This window comes from Halalkalibacter alkalisediminis, assembly GCF_028610705.1.
GTDB lineage: Bacteria > Bacillota > Bacilli > Bacillales > Bacillaceae_D > Halalkalibacter > Halalkalibacter alkalisediminis.
In genome coordinates, this window is the sequence record NZ_JAQQWT010000009.1 from 47,949 (window position 1) to 66,495 (window position 18,547).

An 18,547-nucleotide genomic window follows, 5' to 3' on the forward strand; every position below is an offset into this window, starting at 1 on the left:
TGAAAGAGAGGCTAGAAGCTTAAAGATGACGTTGGAAAAAAGGAGGGTGACGAAATAGCGTAAGGAGGCGCTTGAAATGGGATTGAGATCAATAAGTGTCCGGATCCCCTTATCGCACGAGTCTCATAGGAGATGTTCCTAAATGTCGATTGCTTGCATAGGATGTAGGTAAAGGGAAAAGGAGGCGTTCTGTGTGGATCAAGTATCGATGCTAGATCTTGCGACCGTTTCAGCTGTAGTAGCCGCTTTAGTGACTGTGCTAGGAAATGCATTTGGTGTCGAAAATAAGTACCGAGCCCTTTTAGCGATAGGGATAGCAGGAATTCTCTGGTTTATTCCTAGAGAGTGGGGGGAACAGGTGTTAATGGCCCTTATTATCGGCTTGATGGCAAGTGGTGTTTATAGCCAAGTGAAGCCTAGAGATAATCAAAATGAACTATTAAAAATGGAGATAAGAGAAGAGACGAGACTAGAACAGGAAGAAGAGCAGGAACGTCTACGCAGGGAAGAAGAAAGGCGTAGAAATCGTGAGAACTATCCGGCACAAAGAGACGATACACCCTATTAAATAAAGAATGAAAAATGGTTTGTTTGAGATACTATCCTTAACATTACGTGTAAGGTCCGAATCATCAAAAGGCAGAGGCTCGCCTTTTGATGATTCAAGTAAAATGGATTTTAGTGTGTGTTGGATTAATTTGGTCATTTATTTTAGTGGACAGGTTGACAGTAATCGACATGTGCGATATGATATGCGTCGAACGGATACTCTTATCCTGAGTAGGCGGAGGGACAGGCCCGAAGAAGCCCAGCAACCAACACTCGTAGCCATGAGTGAAAAGGTGCTAACCTGCAAGGCATTTGCCTTGAACGATAAGAGGCTAAAGGTAAACATTCAACCCTTTTCCTCTATGGATTAGGGTTTTTATCGTTTATACGCTGTACAGGAAGCATTTCCCATTCGGTGGGACATGAGTGCCGTCTCAAAGAAAGACACATGCTAAGAATGTAGCAGTGTTTAAAGGAGGAAATTTTACATGGCAGAATTTAAAAGTAGACGTTTATTTACGTCAGAGTCTGTAACAGAAGGGCATCCAGATAAAATTTGTGATCAAATTTCAGATGCGATTCTTGATGCTATTTTAACAAATGATCCAAACGCACGCGTGGCGTGTGAAACATCAGTTACTACAGGTCTTGTATTAGTTGCTGGTGAAATTACAACTAGCACTTACGTAGATATTCCTAAAATTGTTCGTGAAACAATTAAAGGAATTGGCTATACACGTGCTAAGTATGGTTTTGACTCTGAAACGTGTGCGGTTTTAACATCGATTGATGAGCAATCTGCTGATATCGCGCAAGGTGTTGACCAAGCTCTTGAAGCGCGTGAAGGTCAAATGACAGAAGAAGAAATTGATGCAATTGGTGCAGGTGACCAAGGTTTAATGTTTGGTTATGCAAATAATGAAACCAAAGAGCTTATGCCTCTTCCGATTTCATTAAGTCACAAACTTGCTCGCCGTTTAACAGAAGTTCGTAAAGAGGAAATTCTTCCATACTTACGTCCTGATGGGAAAACACAAGTAACGGTTGAATATGACGAGACTGGAAAACCATTACGTGTAGACACAATCGTTATCTCAACACAACATCATCCAGAAGTAGCGCTTGAGCAAATTCAACGCAACTTAAAAGAGTATGTCATCAATCCAGTCGTTCCTAAAGAACTAATTGATGAAGATACGAAATATTTCATTAATCCAACAGGCCGCTTTGTTATTGGTGGACCTCAAGGAGATGCTGGTCTTACTGGACGTAAAATTATCGTAGATACATACGGTGGTTACGCTCGTCACGGTGGTGGTGCATTCTCAGGTAAGGATGCTACGAAAGTAGACCGCTCTGGTGCATACGCAGCTCGCTATGTTGCGAAAAACATTGTTGCATCAGGCCTTGCTGATAAGTGTGAAGTTCAATTAGCCTACGCAATTGGGGTAGCACATCCTGTATCGATTTCGGTTGATACATTTGGAACTGGAAAAGTATCAGAAGAGTCACTCGTTACTTTAGTACGTGACAATTTTGATCTTCGCCCAGCTGGCATCATCAAAATGCTTGACCTACGTCGTCCTATCTACAAGCAAACAGCTGCTTACGGACACTTCGGTCGTACAGATGTTGAGCTTCCATGGGAGCAAACAGATAAGGCAGCTGCTTTAAAAGAGCAAGCAGGTTTATAATAAATATAGGAGGAGGCAGACTCATATGTGAGTCCGCCTCTTTGTTGTTTCGAAACATGTACGATGCATGAGCAGGTAAAGAGAAGTGAAGAGCATAAGAAGGCGGATTAGACGCATAAAAAGAAGATCGTGTTTGTTCTTCTGTGTAAAAGGGGTAAATCGATCGAATTAAGTGGAACATTAAAATTCAAGAGTTAGATACACTGTTCTCGGCAAAATAGGCTTTTGCTAACAAGCATGCGAAAAAAGACCTCTCATAAGGTCCTTTTGGTATGGCTTTATCTCTTCTTGGTCAAAATAGTAGCAAGAGGAGGTGACGCATATGGCACAAGATGTATTATGTGAAGTAAATAACTGTGTGCATTGGGCTCATGGTAATCAATGTGAAGCAGATAAAATTTACGTAGTTAGTCATACAGGTGAGGAAGCGGACAAACAAGAAGAAACGGATTGTAAAACGTTTGAACCACAACACTAATCAATCGGAGAAGACGAGAGGTTGCTTCAACAATCTCTCGTTCTTTCTCTATTATTATTGATAATAATAATCAATCTTATTCAAAGAAAATTATTTTTCCTTCATCACCTGTTTATAATGCTGCCCCTTTTCAACGTATTCCTGGCGAATACGCGCCATATCTATGAGGTCCTCTTCATTTAACTCGCGTACGACTTTCGCAGGTCGGCCAAAAGCTAAAGTATTGGCTGGAATTTTCTTTCCTGGAGGGACAAGACTTCCAGCCCCTATAAAGGCTCCTTCGCCAATCTCCGCTCCGTCAAGAACGATAGAGCCCATTCCTATTAATGCTTTTTTTCGAACCGTGCAGCTGTGGAGCATCACTTGATGACCTACGGTAACATCATCCTCAATAATTAATGGATATTTCGGACTTTGGTGGAGCATGGATTGGTCTTGAATGTTCACACGATCTCCAATGATTGTAGGTGAGACATCGCCGCGAATAACGGTCTGAAACCAAATGCTTGATTCTTCACCGATTTTTACATCTCCTGTGATTGTCACTCCATCGGCAATAAACGCACTTTCTGCAATTGTCGGAAATTTGTCTTGATATCGATAAATCATAAAGCCACATCCTTTTCGTTTGGTCAATAAATCGCTATACTTATTTTAACGTAAAAAATGCATGTTATGGTCTCTTTTTAAATTTTCATCAAAGGGGGAGTTTGCTGTATGTGGAAATGGGAAGTGGCTGAACCAAGAGGAGTTATAGTTGTGGTTCATGGTGCCGGAGAGCATCACGCGAGGTACCAATGGCTTGCTGAGAAATGGAATGAACATGGATTTGATGTCGTGATGGGAGATCTACCTGGTCAAGGAAAGACGAGGGGAAGAAGAGGACATATTCAATCCTTTAATCAATATTTAGATACGGTTGAAGAATGGTTAGAAGAAGCCCGAACAAAAGGATTGCCGGTTTTTTTACTCGGTCATAGTATGGGTGGACTTGTTGTGATAAGAACGTTAATGGAGAGGAATGCGGCTCTCATAAAAGGAGTGCTGTTGTCCTCACCTTGCTTAGGACTAAGCCATCCACCAGCAAAAACAAAAGATTTGGCGTCGAAGTTGATTCACCGAATCGTTCCGACTTTTAGTACGACTTCAGGTGTACGCTCAGAGCTCGCAACGCGGAATGAAGAAATCCGAGAGCTCTATTTAAGAGATGAGTTACGAGTAACAAAGGTATCGGCAAGGTGGTATCAGGAGTTAACAAAAGCGATGAGGGTAGCACTCAGATATCCAGAGAAATTTCCGAATGTACCAGTCCTTGTTTTACAGTCGGGTGACGATCATTTAGTTAATAAACTTGAGGTAAGGGCATGGTTTGATGAAATTTCGTCAACGGAGAAGTTTTATAAGGAATGGGAAGGTTTGTACCATGAAGTATTTAATGAACCAGAACGCGACGATGTTTTCCGCTATGCGATTGGATTTGTGAACTTGCTTGTACCTTAGTACCTGAGACCGTGCTTAAAAGGTCTTTCATTGTCTCTAAGGAATGATTATGCTAAGGTATATTGATGGAAATACGGAGGAGGAGAAACGTTGACTGTCCCGACCAAACCAATCCCTTTATTGTATAATGTTTATAAAGAGGTGATCCCAACGGTTCATCGTTATTTCAATCAATGGGATCAATTAGCTCAAACGATACCAGACCCAGAATTGCGTTCACAAGCTCTTGACGCTATCAACAAGAAACAGTTCCACTGTGAGGGTGGTGGAGTGTTTGGTTTAGTAGCTAGAGATCGTTTTGATGATCTGATCCAATTCATTATTGCTTATCAAATAACGTGTGATTATCTTGATAATCTTTGTGATCAGAGTCCGTCTCTTGATCCTAATGATTTCAGGTCGTTACATCAAGCATTGCTCGATGCGTTAACCCCAGGAGCGAGCTTGAAAAACTATTATCAATACCGACAAGAACAGGAAGATGGTGGCTACTTACACGCTTTAGTAAAAACGTGTCAAGATATTCTGATCACTTTCCCGTCTTTTGAAAAAGTTCAGGCAGGAATGCTTGAATTAAGTGGTTACTATGGTGATTTACAAGTTCATAAGCATGTGGTTAAGGAAGAACGCATTCCGCGTCTAGAAAAGTGGTTTGCCGAACATCAGCATAAAGTACCCGAAATGACCTGGTTTGAGTTCTCTGCTTGTACGGCTTCGACCTTAGGAATTTACGTACAAGCGACATACGCAACGAAACCGGACTTAACAGAAATAACAGCCAAAGCACTCAAGGACGGTTATTATCCTTGGCTTCAAGGTGTACATATTTTACTTGACTATTTCATTGATCAAGAAGAAGATATAGCGGATGATGAATTGAACTTTTTATTTTACTATGAAAATGAAGAACAAATGATTGAGCGTTTTCGTTTTTTTGTGGAGAAAGCAGAGGAATACCTTGCCAAATTACCAGACCCACAGTTCCACAGAATGATTATTCGCGGAATCATTGCGATCTATATTGCCGACGAAAAAATTCAAGGTGATAAGGACTTAAAAAGGAAATCGAAACAAATGATTAAAATGGGCGGATTGCCTACACTCCTTTTCTTTTTAAATAGGTGGATGGTGAGACGTAAACGATAAAAGAAAGCAACCGGTTCCCTACACTAACGGGTTTACTTGTAAGGGGCAAAACGGAAAAACACCGACAAATTCACATACTAAATCACACAATATTCACAACCTAAATCACAGGATAATTCGCATTGTAAAAAGGCACGAAGAACTGTTCTTCGTGCCTTCAATTTTTATGTTTTTTCTTGTTAAACTAAAGTACCCATTGTTAATTCTCCCTTTTTTCCTCCCAAAGCTGTATACGTTCTTCATGACTAACCTCTTTATGTACTTGATGCAGCATCCATATATAACCAAAGGGGTCCATGAATATGGCGTTCGATACTCCGTAGTCAGGAATCTCAGTCACCGGTTGCACCTCTGTACAACCTAAATCCATCGCCTTTGCATAGGTCTCCTTAATGTCTGGGACAGTAACATTAACCCAACTAGTTTTAGGGTCGTCAGGATTTGGTGCGATCAAATGGAATTCTGGATTTTCATCTAACATATGAAAGTGAACATCGTATAGGATAAAAACTACCTCATTTTCACCACGAGGAAAGTTTGAAACCTCGACACGCTCGATATTAAATATATTTTCGTATAATTCCAATGCTTTTAAGCTATCTTTCACAACCATATCAATTTCTACTCCAACCATAATGAACACACTCCTTTTACAAGTTAATAAATATTCTTTACCTCACCATTTTCCCCAGTTTAATCAATTAAAGTATACCAGTTAAATATTAATAACACGGTAAATATGGTTTTCTTATTGTAGTATTCTACTCGCTAGCTTAAGTGTTTTTGTTCACAAACTCTGCATTTTTCTTATTACCATTTTAACATAAATATCCAAATGCCTTTCAGTCACATGAAATTTCACATATTTAATCTCACCTAAATCACAAGCTGGAAATATTTATTTCCACCCGTGTAATAGGGGTGTGAATTGCTATGTGATTTTAAGACTATATGAGGGTAAAACATTGATATAACAATAAAAAAAACACATGTGATTTCTTGTGTAAAATCGCATGTGTTTTTGCTTGTGATTGGCTTGTTTGCACCTCTGAAGTAAACCCGTTATCCCTACACTCAGGTTGCTTTCTCTTTGGCTAATATCCATCAATAATTAGGTCTAAAGCTCCTGTATCTGGAGAGATAACGAGTCCATGAACTGGAATCGTCTCTGGGAGTAGGGGATGATTTTTTATCATTTTCACGCTATTTCTAACACTTTCTTCGACATTATTGAAACCAGTCAGAAATGATTTGACATCAATTCCTGAAAACTCTAGTGTTTCAATGGTTTTTGAACTAACTCCTCTTTCTTTCGCTTTTTCGACAATGCCACCTGGTTCCAATCCGGCCATTCCACAGTTATGATGCCCCACTACCATCACTTCTTCTGCTTTTAGTTCATAGACAGCCAAAAGAATGCTACGCATAACACTGCCAAATGGATGTGAGATAACAGCCCCGGCATTTTTTATGAACTTGGCATCGCCGTGATTTATATCCATGGCAGACCGCAGCAACTGAGAAAGGCGTGTGTCCATACAGGTAAAAATGACGACCTTCTTATCAGGAAACTTGGTTGTTTGAAAGCCCTCGTATTGTTTATCAGTCACAAACCTTTGATTGTGAGCCAACACATTATCAAGTAAAGTCATAGTGATTCCCCTTAATAAATTTATTTCCCTATATTTTCCACGCTTTATTTAGAATTGTCAAACATTAGCGCTTTTCGATTGCGATAATGAAAGGAGGATCGTTTACTTGATTAATAAACTCATATTTGAGTACATGTGCATGTCGTTGATCAATTTGCTCAACAAATGAAAGGATCTGATTTTTCTCCTCCTTCCCCTCGTCATGTCCATGATAAATGACAAGAACGATGATGGCGCTAGGAGCCATCATTTCAAGTAAGGCACTAATTGCAGCCAGTGTGGAGGTGGGTTTTGTGACAATGGATTTATCACCACCTGGTAAAAATCCCAAATTGAAAATGGCTCCCTTTAATCGACTGTACTCCAGTTCTGGAACAACCTTCCGTACGTGTTCATGTCCTGTTTGAACAAGCTCTACTCTAGATAAGACATGATGCTCCTGAAGCCGTTGGGTAGTGGCTGTAATCGCTTGTTCCTGGATATCGAATCCGTAAACCAACCCGTCCTTTCCAACAAGGTTTGCCAGGAAAAGAGTGTCATGGCCATTTCCGACTGTGCAATCGACCGCAACATCACCTGGCTGTATCGCTTGTTGTAATAGAAAACGGGCAAAAGGTAAAACGCCAAATACTTTCATTGATTTAATAACTCCTTCACATAGAATTTTCCTTGCCAGCTATCTCGTCTTACAAGTTCAGCTTCAATTCCATTTAGAACACTCCACTTATTCATACTCCACATTGGCCCAATCATAATATCAGCTGGACCATCTCCGGTTAAACGATGGATGACCATTTCTGGTGGTAATACTTCTAACTGATCAACAACAAGGTTGATATAATCCTCTTGACTCATCAATTCAACGAGCCCTTTTTCAAATTGCTTCACCATTGGAGTTTTTTTCAACAGATGAAGGAGATGAATCTTAATGCCTTGAACATCCAACTTTGCAACTTCTTGAGTCGTCTCCATCATCATTTTATGATCTTCAAGAGGGAGTCCGTTAATCATATGGGCACAAACATTAATGCCATGTTTTCTAAGCTTCTCCACACCATCTATGTAGCATTGATAATCATGTGCGCGATTGATGAGGAGAGCTGTTCTTTCATGAACCGTTTGCAACCCAAGCTCGACCCATAAAAAAGTTCGTTTATTAAGCTCCGCAAGATAGTCGACAACATCGTCCGGAAGGCAATCAGGCCTTGTGGCAATCGAAAGACCGACGACCCCTTCTTGCTGTAAAATCACTTCAAAATACTCACGTAACGTTTCAACAGGAGCATATGTATTCGAGTAAGCTTGAAAGTACCCGATGTATTTTCCAGTTTTCCATTTTTTGTGCATCCTCTCTTTGATCGTATTAAATTGCGTGATTAAATCATCACGGCGATCGCCAGCAAAATCTCCTGATCCTCTTTCACTGCAGAACGTACACCCCCCATGTGCGACATTTCCATCACGATTAGGACAATCAAATCCAGCGTCAAGTGGGACTTTAAATATTTTTTCACCAAAATGATTTTTTAAATAATAATTCCAAGAATAATAACGTTTGTCTCCGAAGTTAGGTTTGCTCATGGACCCAGCCTTTCTTTCTTACCTGTCATGGATTTACCTTTATTGTAGCATGTTTGAAAATGAATCTTCAAAAAGTGAAGCCTCTTTAAAAAGGTGAAAACCGACCATTTTTAGTATCTTGATTAAATAGCAATGACTCCACACGTTGCGCCCTGCTAGGAGAAACCCACTCATAGCAGGGTTTTAAAATATGAAACGGCTACGTTCATTGCTTGGAGGCGAACGAAAAAAGTAAAAGTCGACCTTTTTCAGTCGCCGCCCAAAGGAGTTTCTTTAGTAGTACGAAAGAAAAAGATTGCAATTTAATTATAGATCTTCTAAGATGTCTTAGGGAATAAAGCGGAAGGAGGGGCTAATGTTATGCCAAAATCACTTTGGTTCCTTGTTGTTGCCATGGTTGTGAATGTAACTGGAGCTTCATTTTTATGGCCGTTAAATGCCATTATTATTCATCAAGAATTAGGTAGATCGCTAACCGCAGCTGGCTTTGTTCTAATGCTTAATGCAGGGGCAGGCGTGTTCGGTAGTTTAATTGGCGGGCGGTTGTTTGATCAAATAGGAGCCTATCGGACGATGATTTTAGGACTTGTGATCACAACAGTTAGTGCTATTATATTAGTTTTCTATCATAGTTTTTATTTCTATATGTCTCTATTAATAGGGCTTGGTTTTGGTACAGGTATTCTTTTTCCAGCCATGTATGCACTGGCGGGTAGTTTATGGCCCGAAGGTGATCGTAAGCCATTCAATGCGATGTACGTCGCTCAAAACGTGGGGGTTGCTCTTGGAACGGCTTTAGTTGGAGTGGTAGCGACGATCGAACTGACGGCAGTATTTACGGCCAATGCATTCATGTACGCTGTATTATTAGTGTTTGTAGCAGCTTGCTTTAAGAAAATCGGAGCAAAAGCGATCAGTCAAGCCACGTCGAATGTATTTGAACAAAAGACGCCTATTCGAAGCAACGCGCGACTCCAGGCCTTGGTGCTACTATCGGTTGCGTTCTTTATTTGCTGGCTGGCTTATACTCAGTGGCAGGCGAATGTGTCTGTTCACACACAATCACTTGGTATATCCTTGCAGTATTACAGCTTGCTATGGACGGTTAATGGATTAATGATTGTGTTTGCACAGCCGATCATTGCTTGGATTATTCGAAAGTGGGTTCGTACGTTGAAGCAACAAATGATCGTAGGAGTCTTCATTTTTATTTTATCGTATACGATCTTGCTTCATGCGAGTGTATTCACCATGTTTTTTGTGGCTATGATTGTTTTGACGATTGGCGAAATGTTCGTTTGGCCAGCCGTTCCGACGATTGCGAGCCAATTGGCTCCTAAAAATAAGGAAGGGTTTTATCAAGGAATTATTAATAGTGTCGCGACAGGAGGGAGAATGATTGGGCCATTACTCGGTGGGTTAATGGTTGACTTTTACTCCATCCAAGTCTTGATTTGGTTGCTATTAATTTTATTTGTTTTGGCCATTACCGTGTTGTTTGTCTACGATTTTCCTTTAAAACGGTTAAAACAAATGAAGCAAAAAAAAGAAGAGGTCCCAGTTGGTTATTAGCCTGCTTGACAGTGAGGGTCCAAATCCCTAAAATAACAAGTAAGTTCATATGCTGACGTAGAAAAGGAGTAGTACTCATAATTGGGACTGTAGAGAGCTGACGGTTGGTGCAAGTCAGTCGAAAAATTATGACGAACTCACCTTGGAGTTTTGAAAGTTTACCTTTCAACGGGTCACGAACGTTACACGTGAAGAGCGAATGATTAAATTCATTAATGTGGGTGGTACCGCGGGAAGTATAGATGACTCTCGTCCCTAACAATCTTGTTAGGGATGGGAGTCTTTTTGTATGACCGAAAAGATCCATGATCTTTTCTGCAGCATGAAAAAGCATTGCAGCTCTAAGAAATCACCATTTGAACAAAGGGTTAACTATAGGAGGATGAAAAGATGTCATTTTCACATGAACAAGTCGAAAAAAAGTGGCAACAGTATTGGGAAGAAAATAAGACGTTCCGTACAACGGAAGACGAAAACAAACCAAAGTTCTACGCCCTAGATATGTTCCCGTATCCGTCAGGTGCTGGCCTTCATGTTGGTCACCCAGAAGGATATACGGCTACAGATATCTTATCCCGTATGAAGAGAATGCAAGGGTATAATGTTCTTCACCCAATGGGATGGGATGCGTTTGGATTACCGGCTGAGCAATACGCATTAGATACAGGGAATGATCCTGCTGAATTTACTGAAAAAAATATTAATACGTTCCGCCGACAAATCAAATCTTTAGGTTTTTCATATGATTGGGATCGTGAAATCAACACGACGGATCCGGAGTATTATAAATGGACGCAATGGATTTTTACAAAGCTTTTTGAAAAAGACCTAGCGTACCTTGATGAGGTTGCTGTTAACTGGTGCCCAGCACTTGGAACCGTTCTTGCGAATGAAGAAGTCATTGACGGAAAAAGTGAGCGTGGGGGACATCCAGTAGAACGTCGTCCAATGAAGCAGTGGATGTTAAAAATTACGAAATATGCTGATCGTTTATTAGAGGATCTTGAAGAGCTAGATTGGCCTGAAAGTATTAAAGATATGCAACGTAACTGGATTGGCCGCTCTGAAGGAGCAGAAGTTACATTTAAAATAGACGGACATGATCATGAAGATGTAAAAGTGTTTACGACAAGACCAGATACGCTTTTTGGTGCGACTTATATGGTGCTAGCTCCAGAACATAAACTAGTTAATGTGATTACAACAGCGGATCAGCAAGAGAAGATCGATGCATACAAATCGAAGGTTGCGGCTAAAAGTGACTTAGAGCGTACAGAATTATCTAAAGAAAAAACAGGTGTTTTTACAGGTGCATTTGCCATTAACCCTGTTAACGGTGAACGTATTCCTATTTGGATTGCCGACTATGTACTTGTTAGTTACGGTACTGGTGCGATTATGGCTGTTCCGGCACATGATGAGCGTGACTATGAATTCGCGAAAACGTTTGACTTGAAAATCGTAGAAGTTGTCGCAGGTGGGAACGTCCAAACAGAAGCTTATACGGGTGATGGGGAGCATGTGAATTCTGACTTCTTAAATGGGCTTGACAAAGAGACGGCTATTACAAACATGATTGATTGGCTTGAAGCGAATCATTACGGGAAGAAGCAAGTGACGTATCGTCTTCGTGATTGGTTGTTTAGCCGTCAACGCTATTGGGGAGAGCCTATTCCTGTGATTCATTGGGAAGATGGTACGATGACAACGGTTCCTGAAAGCGAGCTTCCGCTTGTCTTACCAAAAATGCAAGAAATCAGACCATCTGGAACAGGAGAGTCGCCGCTAGCCAATCAGAAAAACTGGGTAGAAGTAGTCGATCCTGAAACAGGGAAAAAAGGTCGTCGTGAAACGAATACAATGCCGCAATGGGCAGGTAGCTGCTGGTATTACCTTCGTTATATTGATCCTAAAAATACAGAAGCACTTGCGGATCCAGAAAATATCAACAAATGGCTTCCTGTTGATCTTTACATCGGCGGGGCAGAGCATGCGGTTCTTCACTTGTTGTATGCTCGTTTCTGGCATAAAGTTCTTTACGATATCGGAGTCGTTCCAACAAAAGAACCTTTCCAAAAGTTATTTAACCAAGGAATGATTCTTGGTGAAAACAACGAGAAAATGAGTAAGTCAAAAGGAAATGTCGTAAACCCTGATGACGTAGTGGAAAGCCATGGTGCTGATACCCTGCGTTTATATGAAATGTTCATGGGACCATTAGATGGTTCAATTGCCTGGTCTACAGGTGGTTTAGACGGGGCCCGTCGTTTCCTAGATCGGGTTTGGAGATTGTTTGTGGATGAAGCCACAGGACAATTAAATCCTGCGATTCAAGAAACGAATGGTTCAGATTCCTTCACACGTGTGTATCATCAATCGGTGAAAAAGATTACGGAAGACATGACAGAGTTACGTTTTAATGTAGCGATTTCACAAATGATGGTCTTTATTAACGAAGGCTATAAGCAAGAAGTGCTACCTAAAGACTTAATGGAAGGCTTTGTGAAAATGTTAGCTCCAATTGCGCCACACTTAGCTGAAGAGTTGTGGGAAAAACTAGGTCACGCAGGTACCATTAGCTATGAGGCATGGCCAACATTTGATGAAGCGCAACTTGTAGAGAATGAAGTGGAAGTTGTCGTGCAGATCAACGGAAAAGTCAAGGCGAAATTAGTGATTCCAACAGATGCGACTCGCGAACAAATGGAAGAGATCGCGAAGCAAGATGAAAAAGTGCTAGTTGCGATTGGGGACAAATCAATTCGCAAGATTATTGCTGTACCAGGTAAGTTAGTAAATATTGTAGTAGGTTAAAAAATAAAGCAGGCTCATTTCTATATGAATGAGCCTGTTTTTTTATGGAGTGGAAGGAGAAAAGCTTCATATAATTGAGCTTTTTACAAATAATAGGGAAATGGGATTTTAACCTAGTGCACTTGTTTATGTATGCAGTTAGTATTTACGTTATCTCGTATGCAGAAAAAGGAGTTTAAGCAGTGAAGAAATTTAAAATGCTTTTTATAGTCTTATCTGTATTAGCTATTTTGATCTTAAGTTGGAATGTAATTGACTTCTATTTTGCTTATGTCCCAGATGATGATCAAGTTGGAAATGAACAACGAACCAATTTCGAGGAACAAGTCGCCTATGATCTAATGGGAATCTTTCTTTCCCCTGAAGAAGCTGATAAGATGAGGACCGAAGGATTTAGTGAACTTCTTTTACCTGAGAATGGAGCCATTGAAATAGATGACGATTTGATTGAACTAGGTAAAGAACAATTTTACAAAGGAACCTTTAAGAATGAACTGTTCATGACAGACATTTTAGGTTTATTGAATGGCCCCTTAACTTTAACGAATATGTTTAAAGCCATTTTAGAGCTTGGCGGAGAAGCTACGACGAATCTTCAAGTTGCCTTGGCTGAAGATGTAACGATCGGTGACTTAACATGGAAAAAAGGAGAAAAAATTGATACCGGTATTGATGTAGCCAAAGGAGCCATTACACCTTTAGGATTCCCTCTATCTGTTTCAGAAGGCAGGGTGAGGGTGGGGATAAGTTGTGCAGCTTGTCATGCAGCCGTCGATCGAGAGTCAGGAATGGTGATGGAAGGAGTGCCAAATAGTGATCTTGAAGCAGGGACGCTTCTCGCTTTAGCGACTAACTCAAGTGCTTACTTTCCAGTGGCAGAAATTGAATCCATCAAAGATTATGTTCGGGACACAAGTCCAACGGTAACAAATGCACAAGGAGAAAAAGAAGCATTGCCTGATCCAGATGCTTTAGAAAAAGCTGTCGATGAAACGCTAGTGAAATGGCCGAAAGGTAATTTTGACGTCACAGCAGATTTAACGGCAAATCCAGCACAAATTCCCGATCTATTTACATGGGGAGACCACCCATACGGTTGGAATGGATTTGCAGCCGTTGGACCTTTTAAAGGATTAACGACTTTTAATAATAAAGTCCATGCATTCAATTCCGATTCGCTTTCTCTTACGGATCATAGTTCAAAGCTTTTAGGCATAAGCAAAGACGTCTTTATTGCTACGATCCTTCAAAGAGCCGCGCAGGATCAATATCGTTATAATCCATCGTCCAAGATATCACCAACAGAATTCAAAGAAAACATGGATGTTACACCTAACACGGTTGGGGTAAATGAAAGTGTAAAACCTCCTAATTATCCAGATTTAACAATGTTCTCGCCAAATGGAACGACGGCTACTTCTGTGGGGACTGAAATCGGCAAAGAAAATAACGCAATGTCAGCATTTCAAAATACACTCAGGCCTCCAAAGTCAAAGAGAGTGGTAAAAAGTGAAACGAAAACGGCAGGGCGTGAAGTGTTTGAAAGAGCTGGATGTATTCAATGTCATGCTGGCCCGGAATTGACTAATCACCAGATCATCCCTGTCGAAGAAATTAAGACAGAACCAGCAAGAGCTAAGGCACTCCGAAAAATTGGCAGAGTATTAAAAGAATCTTATATGTATGCGCCTAATACTCAAACACCACTACCTCCTAACCCAAAGGTTCTACCAGTTCCTGAGGAGCACATAGATGAAGAACAACGAAACCTTGCTTATGCAATCGGAACAAATGGAGGGTATAAAGTGAAGGGGTTAATCGGGCTTGAAACATCAGCGCCGTATCTTCACGATGGGGGAGTAGCTGTTGGGAAGGATTTAGAAAACGAACTGGGAGTTGCCGGTACTTTACTGAGTGGGAAACTTCCAGATCCTTATAATAGCTTAAAAGCACTTATAGACCAAGAGCTCAGACAAAAGGTCATTCAAGCAAATCTGGCCGTACCTGATTTAAAGGACGTGAATGTTGAAGGCATTGGTCATGAATTTTGGGTAGATCGAACCACTGGTTTTACAGAAAAAGATCAAGAGGCAGTAATAGAATACTTGCTTACTCTATCAAATGAACATCAATTGTCGGAATAGACTGAAAAAAAGGACTCCATACACGGGTCCTTTTTACCTGTTCATATTGTGTATAACACTGTGGATAAAAAAACTATTCACAGGGAAAAGATTGAAATTACAATGATTCTTTCATGTAATTAAAAAAGGATCAAAAAACTCTAAAAATGTGGATAGTGTCGATATTAATTGTGAATCACTTGTTGTGCCGCGGATTTACCCGCTGTATAACCTGTGGAAAACGCCACCGTAATATTATAGCCACCAGTATACCCGTGAATATCAAGAACTTCTCCGCAGAAATACAAACCTTGTTTCTTTTTTGAATGCATCGTTTTCGGTTCAATTTCTTTAATTGAAATGCCTCCACCCGTTACAAATGCTTTTTCAATCGATAACGTTCCATTCACTTCTAGAGTGAAATGTTTACATAGTTGAGAAATCGAGCGCAAAACATCATGGGGAACTGTAGATGCCTGACTTTGACTATCAATGGAAAGCCTATCATAAGCAAAAACTAAAAAACGTTCTGTAGCAAAACCTTTTAATAGGTTTTTTAATGCTTTCTTTGGTTCTGCTTTTACTTTTGCTAATAATTGTTGAAATAAAGCTTCTTCTGATAAGGAAGGAAACAGGTCGATTTCCATTTTTATCGTTTGAGTTTTAAACTTTTTTAAAGCTTTTACGACATACTGGCTGCAGCGAAGAGCAGCGGGACCAGAGATTCCAAAGTGAGTGAAAATCATATCGCCTTCATGAGTCTTAATTTTCTTTCCTTTTGGATCAAAGACTGATAATTCTATATCTCTTAACGATAACCCTTGCAATGTTTTCTCGCGGATAAAAGCTTCGTTTGAAGTAATAGGCACCTCTGTTGGATAAAGCTCTGTTATCGTATGGCCTGCTTTCTCAGCCCATGGATATCCATCTCCTGTGCTACCTGTATGCGGGACCGATTTTCCCCCGGTGGCGACAATGATTGTAGCAGTCGGTAGACGTTCCCCATTTTGTAAAACAACTTCAGACACTGCTTCATGATCATAGTTGATCGTTTTAACGGCTGTATTTGTTCGAATGTCAACACCTAGTCTTCTAACTTGGTTCAACAACGTTTCAACAACTGTTGTAGCTTTGTCATTGACAGGAAACATACGTCCCCGATCTTCTTCTTTTAGCTGAATCCCTAATCCTTCAAAAAATTGAATGATGTTTTCATTATTGAAAACAGAGAAAGGACTATGCATAAATCGACCATTCCCTGGAATGTGCGCAATAAGATCTTGTATTTCCATACGGTTGGTTACATTGCAACGACCACCACCGGAAATCGCAAGCTTTCTACCGAGTTTGTTCCCTTTATCTAAAAGAAGTACTTTCGCTCCGTGCTCGGCTGCTGCGATCGAAGCCATTAAGCCAGAAGGTCCACCGCCGATTACAATGACATCATATTTTTTCATTTACGTTCACCTCAAATTTACCTTACACAATCTATGATACATAGAGTAGCATGTTTGATTGTAAAAAGGAATTCTATAAAACGAGCAACGAGCATCATACTATGGTAAAATGCTAAAGGAGTTATATAGGATTAGGATGCTTGTTTTCATTTTGCACCTTTTTTTCATTCATTAGCCAAGAACATATTGAAAGAAGGTATCACGTGATGTCTGATTCAAAATTAATGCGCGGTACGATGGTGTTAACCGCAGCTACTTTTGCTTCCAAAATATTAGGTCTTATTTATATATTCCCATTCACAGCGATTGTGGGCTCAACAGGGATTGCCCTGTATCAATACGGGTATATCCCCTATACGATTTTGCTTAGTTTAGCAACGCTTGGTGTACCACTAGCGGTTTCTAAATTCGTCTCAAAATACAATGCATTAGGTGATTATCGAACGGGACATCGATTGTTTAAATCAGGCCTGATTGTCATGTCCATCTCGGGATTTTTTGCTTTTCTACTTTTGTATTTCGCAGCACCGTATCTCGTTCCACTTATCATTGATAAAATGGATTATTCAATCTCAGAAGGAAACTCATTCGAAGACATTGTTTTTACGATCCGGATGGTAAGTGTCGCTTTAATTATTGTTCCGGTAATGTCCATCGTACGTGGGTACTTTCAAGGCCATCAATCGATGGGGCCAACAGCTGTTTCACAAGTGGTTGAACAACTCGTCCGGATTGTTTTTATTCTTGCCATTACGTATTCGATTGTTCAAATAATGAATGGTTCGATCGGTTTAGCGGTGGGATTTGCTACATTTGCTGCTTTTGTAGGAGCTCTAGGTGGCCTAGCTGTCCTTTTAACGTATTGGTTCAAAAGGAAAAAATACATCCATGAGCAAATTGAACAAAGTAAGGTCGATCATCAACTATCATTAACATCCATTTATAAGGAGCTAATTAAATATGCGTTACCACTTTCTTTTGTGGGACTCGCGATTCCGCTTTATCAACTTATTGATTTGTTTACGTTTAACAAATCGGTCATTCCTATTTTAGGCAAAGAGGAATCTGAGGTTGCTTTTGCTATTTTTTCAGCTACTGCACATAAAATTATACTCATTCCAATGGCGTTAGCAACGGCTTTATCGATTACGCTTTTACCAACGATTACAAAGTCATATACAACGAATGATAAGGTCTTGTTGCAAAAACAAATTGATCAAACGTATCAAGTGATCTTATTTTTAACGATTCCAGCAGCAGTTGGGATGTCTGTGTTAGCTTATCCGGCATTTGGTGCTCTTTATGGCATGACTGACTTTGAGATGGGTGGATATATTTTACGTTATTATGCGCCTATTACGTTATTCTTCTCCTTGTTTGCTGTAACAGCCTCTATTTTACAAGGGATGAATAAGCAAAAATACGCCATTATTGCACTCGGTGTGGGACTTGCTTTAAAGCTACTAACAAACAGTTGGTTACTGTCTGTGTTAGGACCAATTGGAGGGGTGGTAGCGACTTATATTGGCTATACCGCGTCCATTGGAGTAACCGTTTGGGCGATTGGGAAATTTGCTGAATTTAACTATACATTGATTGCCAAGCGTGCGTTTTTAATCCTTATTTTTGCCGGAGTTATGGCTGTGGGTGTAAGTATTGTCAATATGGGAATGCAAATGCTCGTTCCGATTACTACACAAATCCGTGCATTTCCAAGCTTATTTCTTGGAGTTGTAGTTGGTGCGGTGATCTATTTATACTTAGGCTACCGCTCCAACTTAGCCGGGCAAGTTCTCGGAGCTAGATTTAGTTTTCTTAATAAAAAGAAGCAGCGACAAGAAGGTTAGAATCGATCTGCTTTTTCAGTAGATCGATTTTTATAATCGTAGCTTGAAGAATAAAAGAGGGAATCTTTGTAAATTCGACAAGGGTTGGCAATGAATGCCTCTTTTGCTTGCATATGTCGTTTGATATAATAAGG

15 protein-coding genes, 1 riboswitch and 1 other annotated feature are annotated in these 18,547 nt (G+C 40.2%); of the genes, 9 read left to right on the plus strand and 6 right to left on the minus strand.

Annotated features, from left to right (window positions below; all coding sequences use genetic code 11):
* Nucleotides 1–193 precede the first annotated feature (193 nt).
* From PQ474_RS14235 to PQ474_RS14245, 3 genes are all read left to right on the plus strand, one after another.
* Entirely contained in the window at nucleotides 194–568 is a 375-nt protein-coding gene (locus PQ474_RS14235; RefSeq protein WP_273844497.1) for a hypothetical protein, read from the plus strand.
* A 200-nt stretch (nucleotides 569–768) separates the two neighbouring features.
* Nucleotides 769–880, plus strand: a riboswitch (SAM riboswitch).
* 157 nt (nucleotides 881–1,037) lie between these two features.
* Nucleotides 1,038–2,243, plus strand: a complete 1,206-nt coding sequence (gene metK / locus PQ474_RS14240; protein ID WP_273844500.1) for a methionine adenosyltransferase — start codon at nucleotides 1,038–1,040, stop codon at nucleotides 2,241–2,243.
* Nucleotides 2,244–2,565: 322 nt separating this feature from the next.
* Nucleotides 2,566–2,721 (plus strand): DUF1540 domain-containing protein, encoded by a 156-nt coding sequence (locus PQ474_RS14245; RefSeq protein ID WP_273844502.1) that lies wholly within the window; start codon nucleotides 2,566–2,568, stop codon nucleotides 2,719–2,721.
* A 90-nt stretch (nucleotides 2,722–2,811) separates the two neighbouring features.
* On the opposite strand, the gene PQ474_RS14250 is transcribed toward PQ474_RS14245, so the two are convergent.
* Nucleotides 2,812–3,330, minus strand: coding sequence for a gamma carbonic anhydrase (locus PQ474_RS14250; RefSeq protein WP_273844504.1), 519 nt, complete (start codon nucleotides 3,328–3,330; stop codon nucleotides 2,812–2,814).
* Nucleotides 3,331–3,438: 108 nt separating this feature from the next.
* On the opposite strand from PQ474_RS14250, the gene PQ474_RS14255 reads away from it, so the two are divergent.
* Together PQ474_RS14255 and PQ474_RS14260 are read left to right on the plus strand one after the other, a co-directional pair.
* The gene (locus tag PQ474_RS14255; protein ID WP_273844506.1) at nucleotides 3,439–4,221 is read left to right on the plus strand and encodes an alpha/beta hydrolase; all 783 of its coding nucleotides are present in this window, start codon (nucleotides 3,439–3,441) and stop codon (nucleotides 4,219–4,221) included.
* A gap of 90 nt (nucleotides 4,222–4,311) precedes the next feature.
* Entirely contained in the window at nucleotides 4,312–5,367 is a 1,056-nt protein-coding gene (locus tag PQ474_RS14260) for a tetraprenyl-beta-curcumene synthase family protein (protein ID WP_273844509.1), read from the plus strand.
* 199 nt (nucleotides 5,368–5,566) lie between these two features.
* Here PQ474_RS14260 and PQ474_RS14265 read toward each other — a convergent pair whose 3' ends face one another.
* The 4 genes from PQ474_RS14265 to mnmL all read right to left on the minus strand — a co-directional run bounded on the left by PQ474_RS14265 (nucleotide 5,567) and on the right by mnmL (nucleotide 8,600).
* Nucleotides 5,567–6,001 (minus strand): VOC family protein, encoded by a 435-nt coding sequence (locus PQ474_RS14265; protein ID WP_273844511.1) that lies wholly within the window; start codon nucleotides 5,999–6,001, stop codon nucleotides 5,567–5,569.
* A gap of 460 nt (nucleotides 6,002–6,461) precedes the next feature.
* Complete coding sequence (locus PQ474_RS14270) at nucleotides 6,462–7,019, minus strand: beta-class carbonic anhydrase (protein ID WP_273844513.1); 558 nt, start codon at nucleotides 7,017–7,019, stop codon at nucleotides 6,462–6,464.
* A gap of 64 nt (nucleotides 7,020–7,083) precedes the next feature.
* Nucleotides 7,084–7,656: a tRNA 5-(aminomethyl)-2-thiouridylate-methyltransferase MnmM gene (mnmM, locus tag PQ474_RS14275; protein ID WP_273844516.1), complete on the minus strand. Its 573-nt coding sequence runs from the start codon at nucleotides 7,654–7,656 to the stop codon at nucleotides 7,084–7,086.
* Nucleotides 7,653–8,600: a tRNA modification radical SAM protein MnmL/YtqA gene (mnmL, locus tag PQ474_RS14280; RefSeq protein WP_273844517.1), complete on the minus strand. Its 948-nt coding sequence runs from the start codon at nucleotides 8,598–8,600 to the stop codon at nucleotides 7,653–7,655. The genes mnmM and mnmL overlap by 4 nt, the downstream gene beginning before the upstream one ends.
* A 360-nt stretch (nucleotides 8,601–8,960) precedes the next feature.
* Between mnmL and PQ474_RS14285 the strand changes: the two genes are divergently transcribed.
* From PQ474_RS14285 to PQ474_RS14295, 3 genes are all read left to right on the plus strand, one after another.
* Complete coding sequence (locus tag PQ474_RS14285) at nucleotides 8,961–10,172, plus strand: MDR family MFS transporter (RefSeq protein WP_273844519.1); 1,212 nt, start codon at nucleotides 8,961–8,963, stop codon at nucleotides 10,170–10,172.
* A gap of 49 nt (nucleotides 10,173–10,221) precedes the next feature.
* Nucleotides 10,222–10,432, plus strand: a binding site (T-box leader).
* 130 nt (nucleotides 10,433–10,562) lie between these two features.
* On the plus strand, nucleotides 10,563–12,986 hold the full coding sequence (gene leuS / locus PQ474_RS14290) for a leucine--tRNA ligase (RefSeq protein WP_273844522.1): 2,424 nt from the start codon (nucleotides 10,563–10,565) through the stop codon (nucleotides 12,984–12,986).
* A gap of 197 nt (nucleotides 12,987–13,183) precedes the next feature.
* Nucleotides 13,184–15,130, plus strand: coding sequence for an electron transport protein (locus PQ474_RS14295; RefSeq protein WP_273844632.1), 1,947 nt, complete (start codon nucleotides 13,184–13,186; stop codon nucleotides 15,128–15,130).
* A 164-nt stretch (nucleotides 15,131–15,294) separates the two neighbouring features.
* On the opposite strand, the gene PQ474_RS14300 is transcribed toward PQ474_RS14295, so the two are convergent.
* On the minus strand, nucleotides 15,295–16,566 hold the full coding sequence (locus tag PQ474_RS14300) for a BaiN/RdsA family NAD(P)/FAD-dependent oxidoreductase (protein WP_273844525.1): 1,272 nt from the start codon (nucleotides 16,564–16,566) through the stop codon (nucleotides 15,295–15,297).
* Nucleotides 16,567–16,772: 206 nt separating this feature from the next.
* On the opposite strand from PQ474_RS14300, the gene PQ474_RS14305 reads away from it, so the two are divergent.
* Nucleotides 16,773–18,413 (plus strand): putative polysaccharide biosynthesis protein, encoded by a 1,641-nt coding sequence (locus PQ474_RS14305; protein WP_273844529.1) that lies wholly within the window; start codon nucleotides 16,773–16,775, stop codon nucleotides 18,411–18,413.
* Nucleotides 18,414–18,547 lie beyond the last annotated feature (134 nt).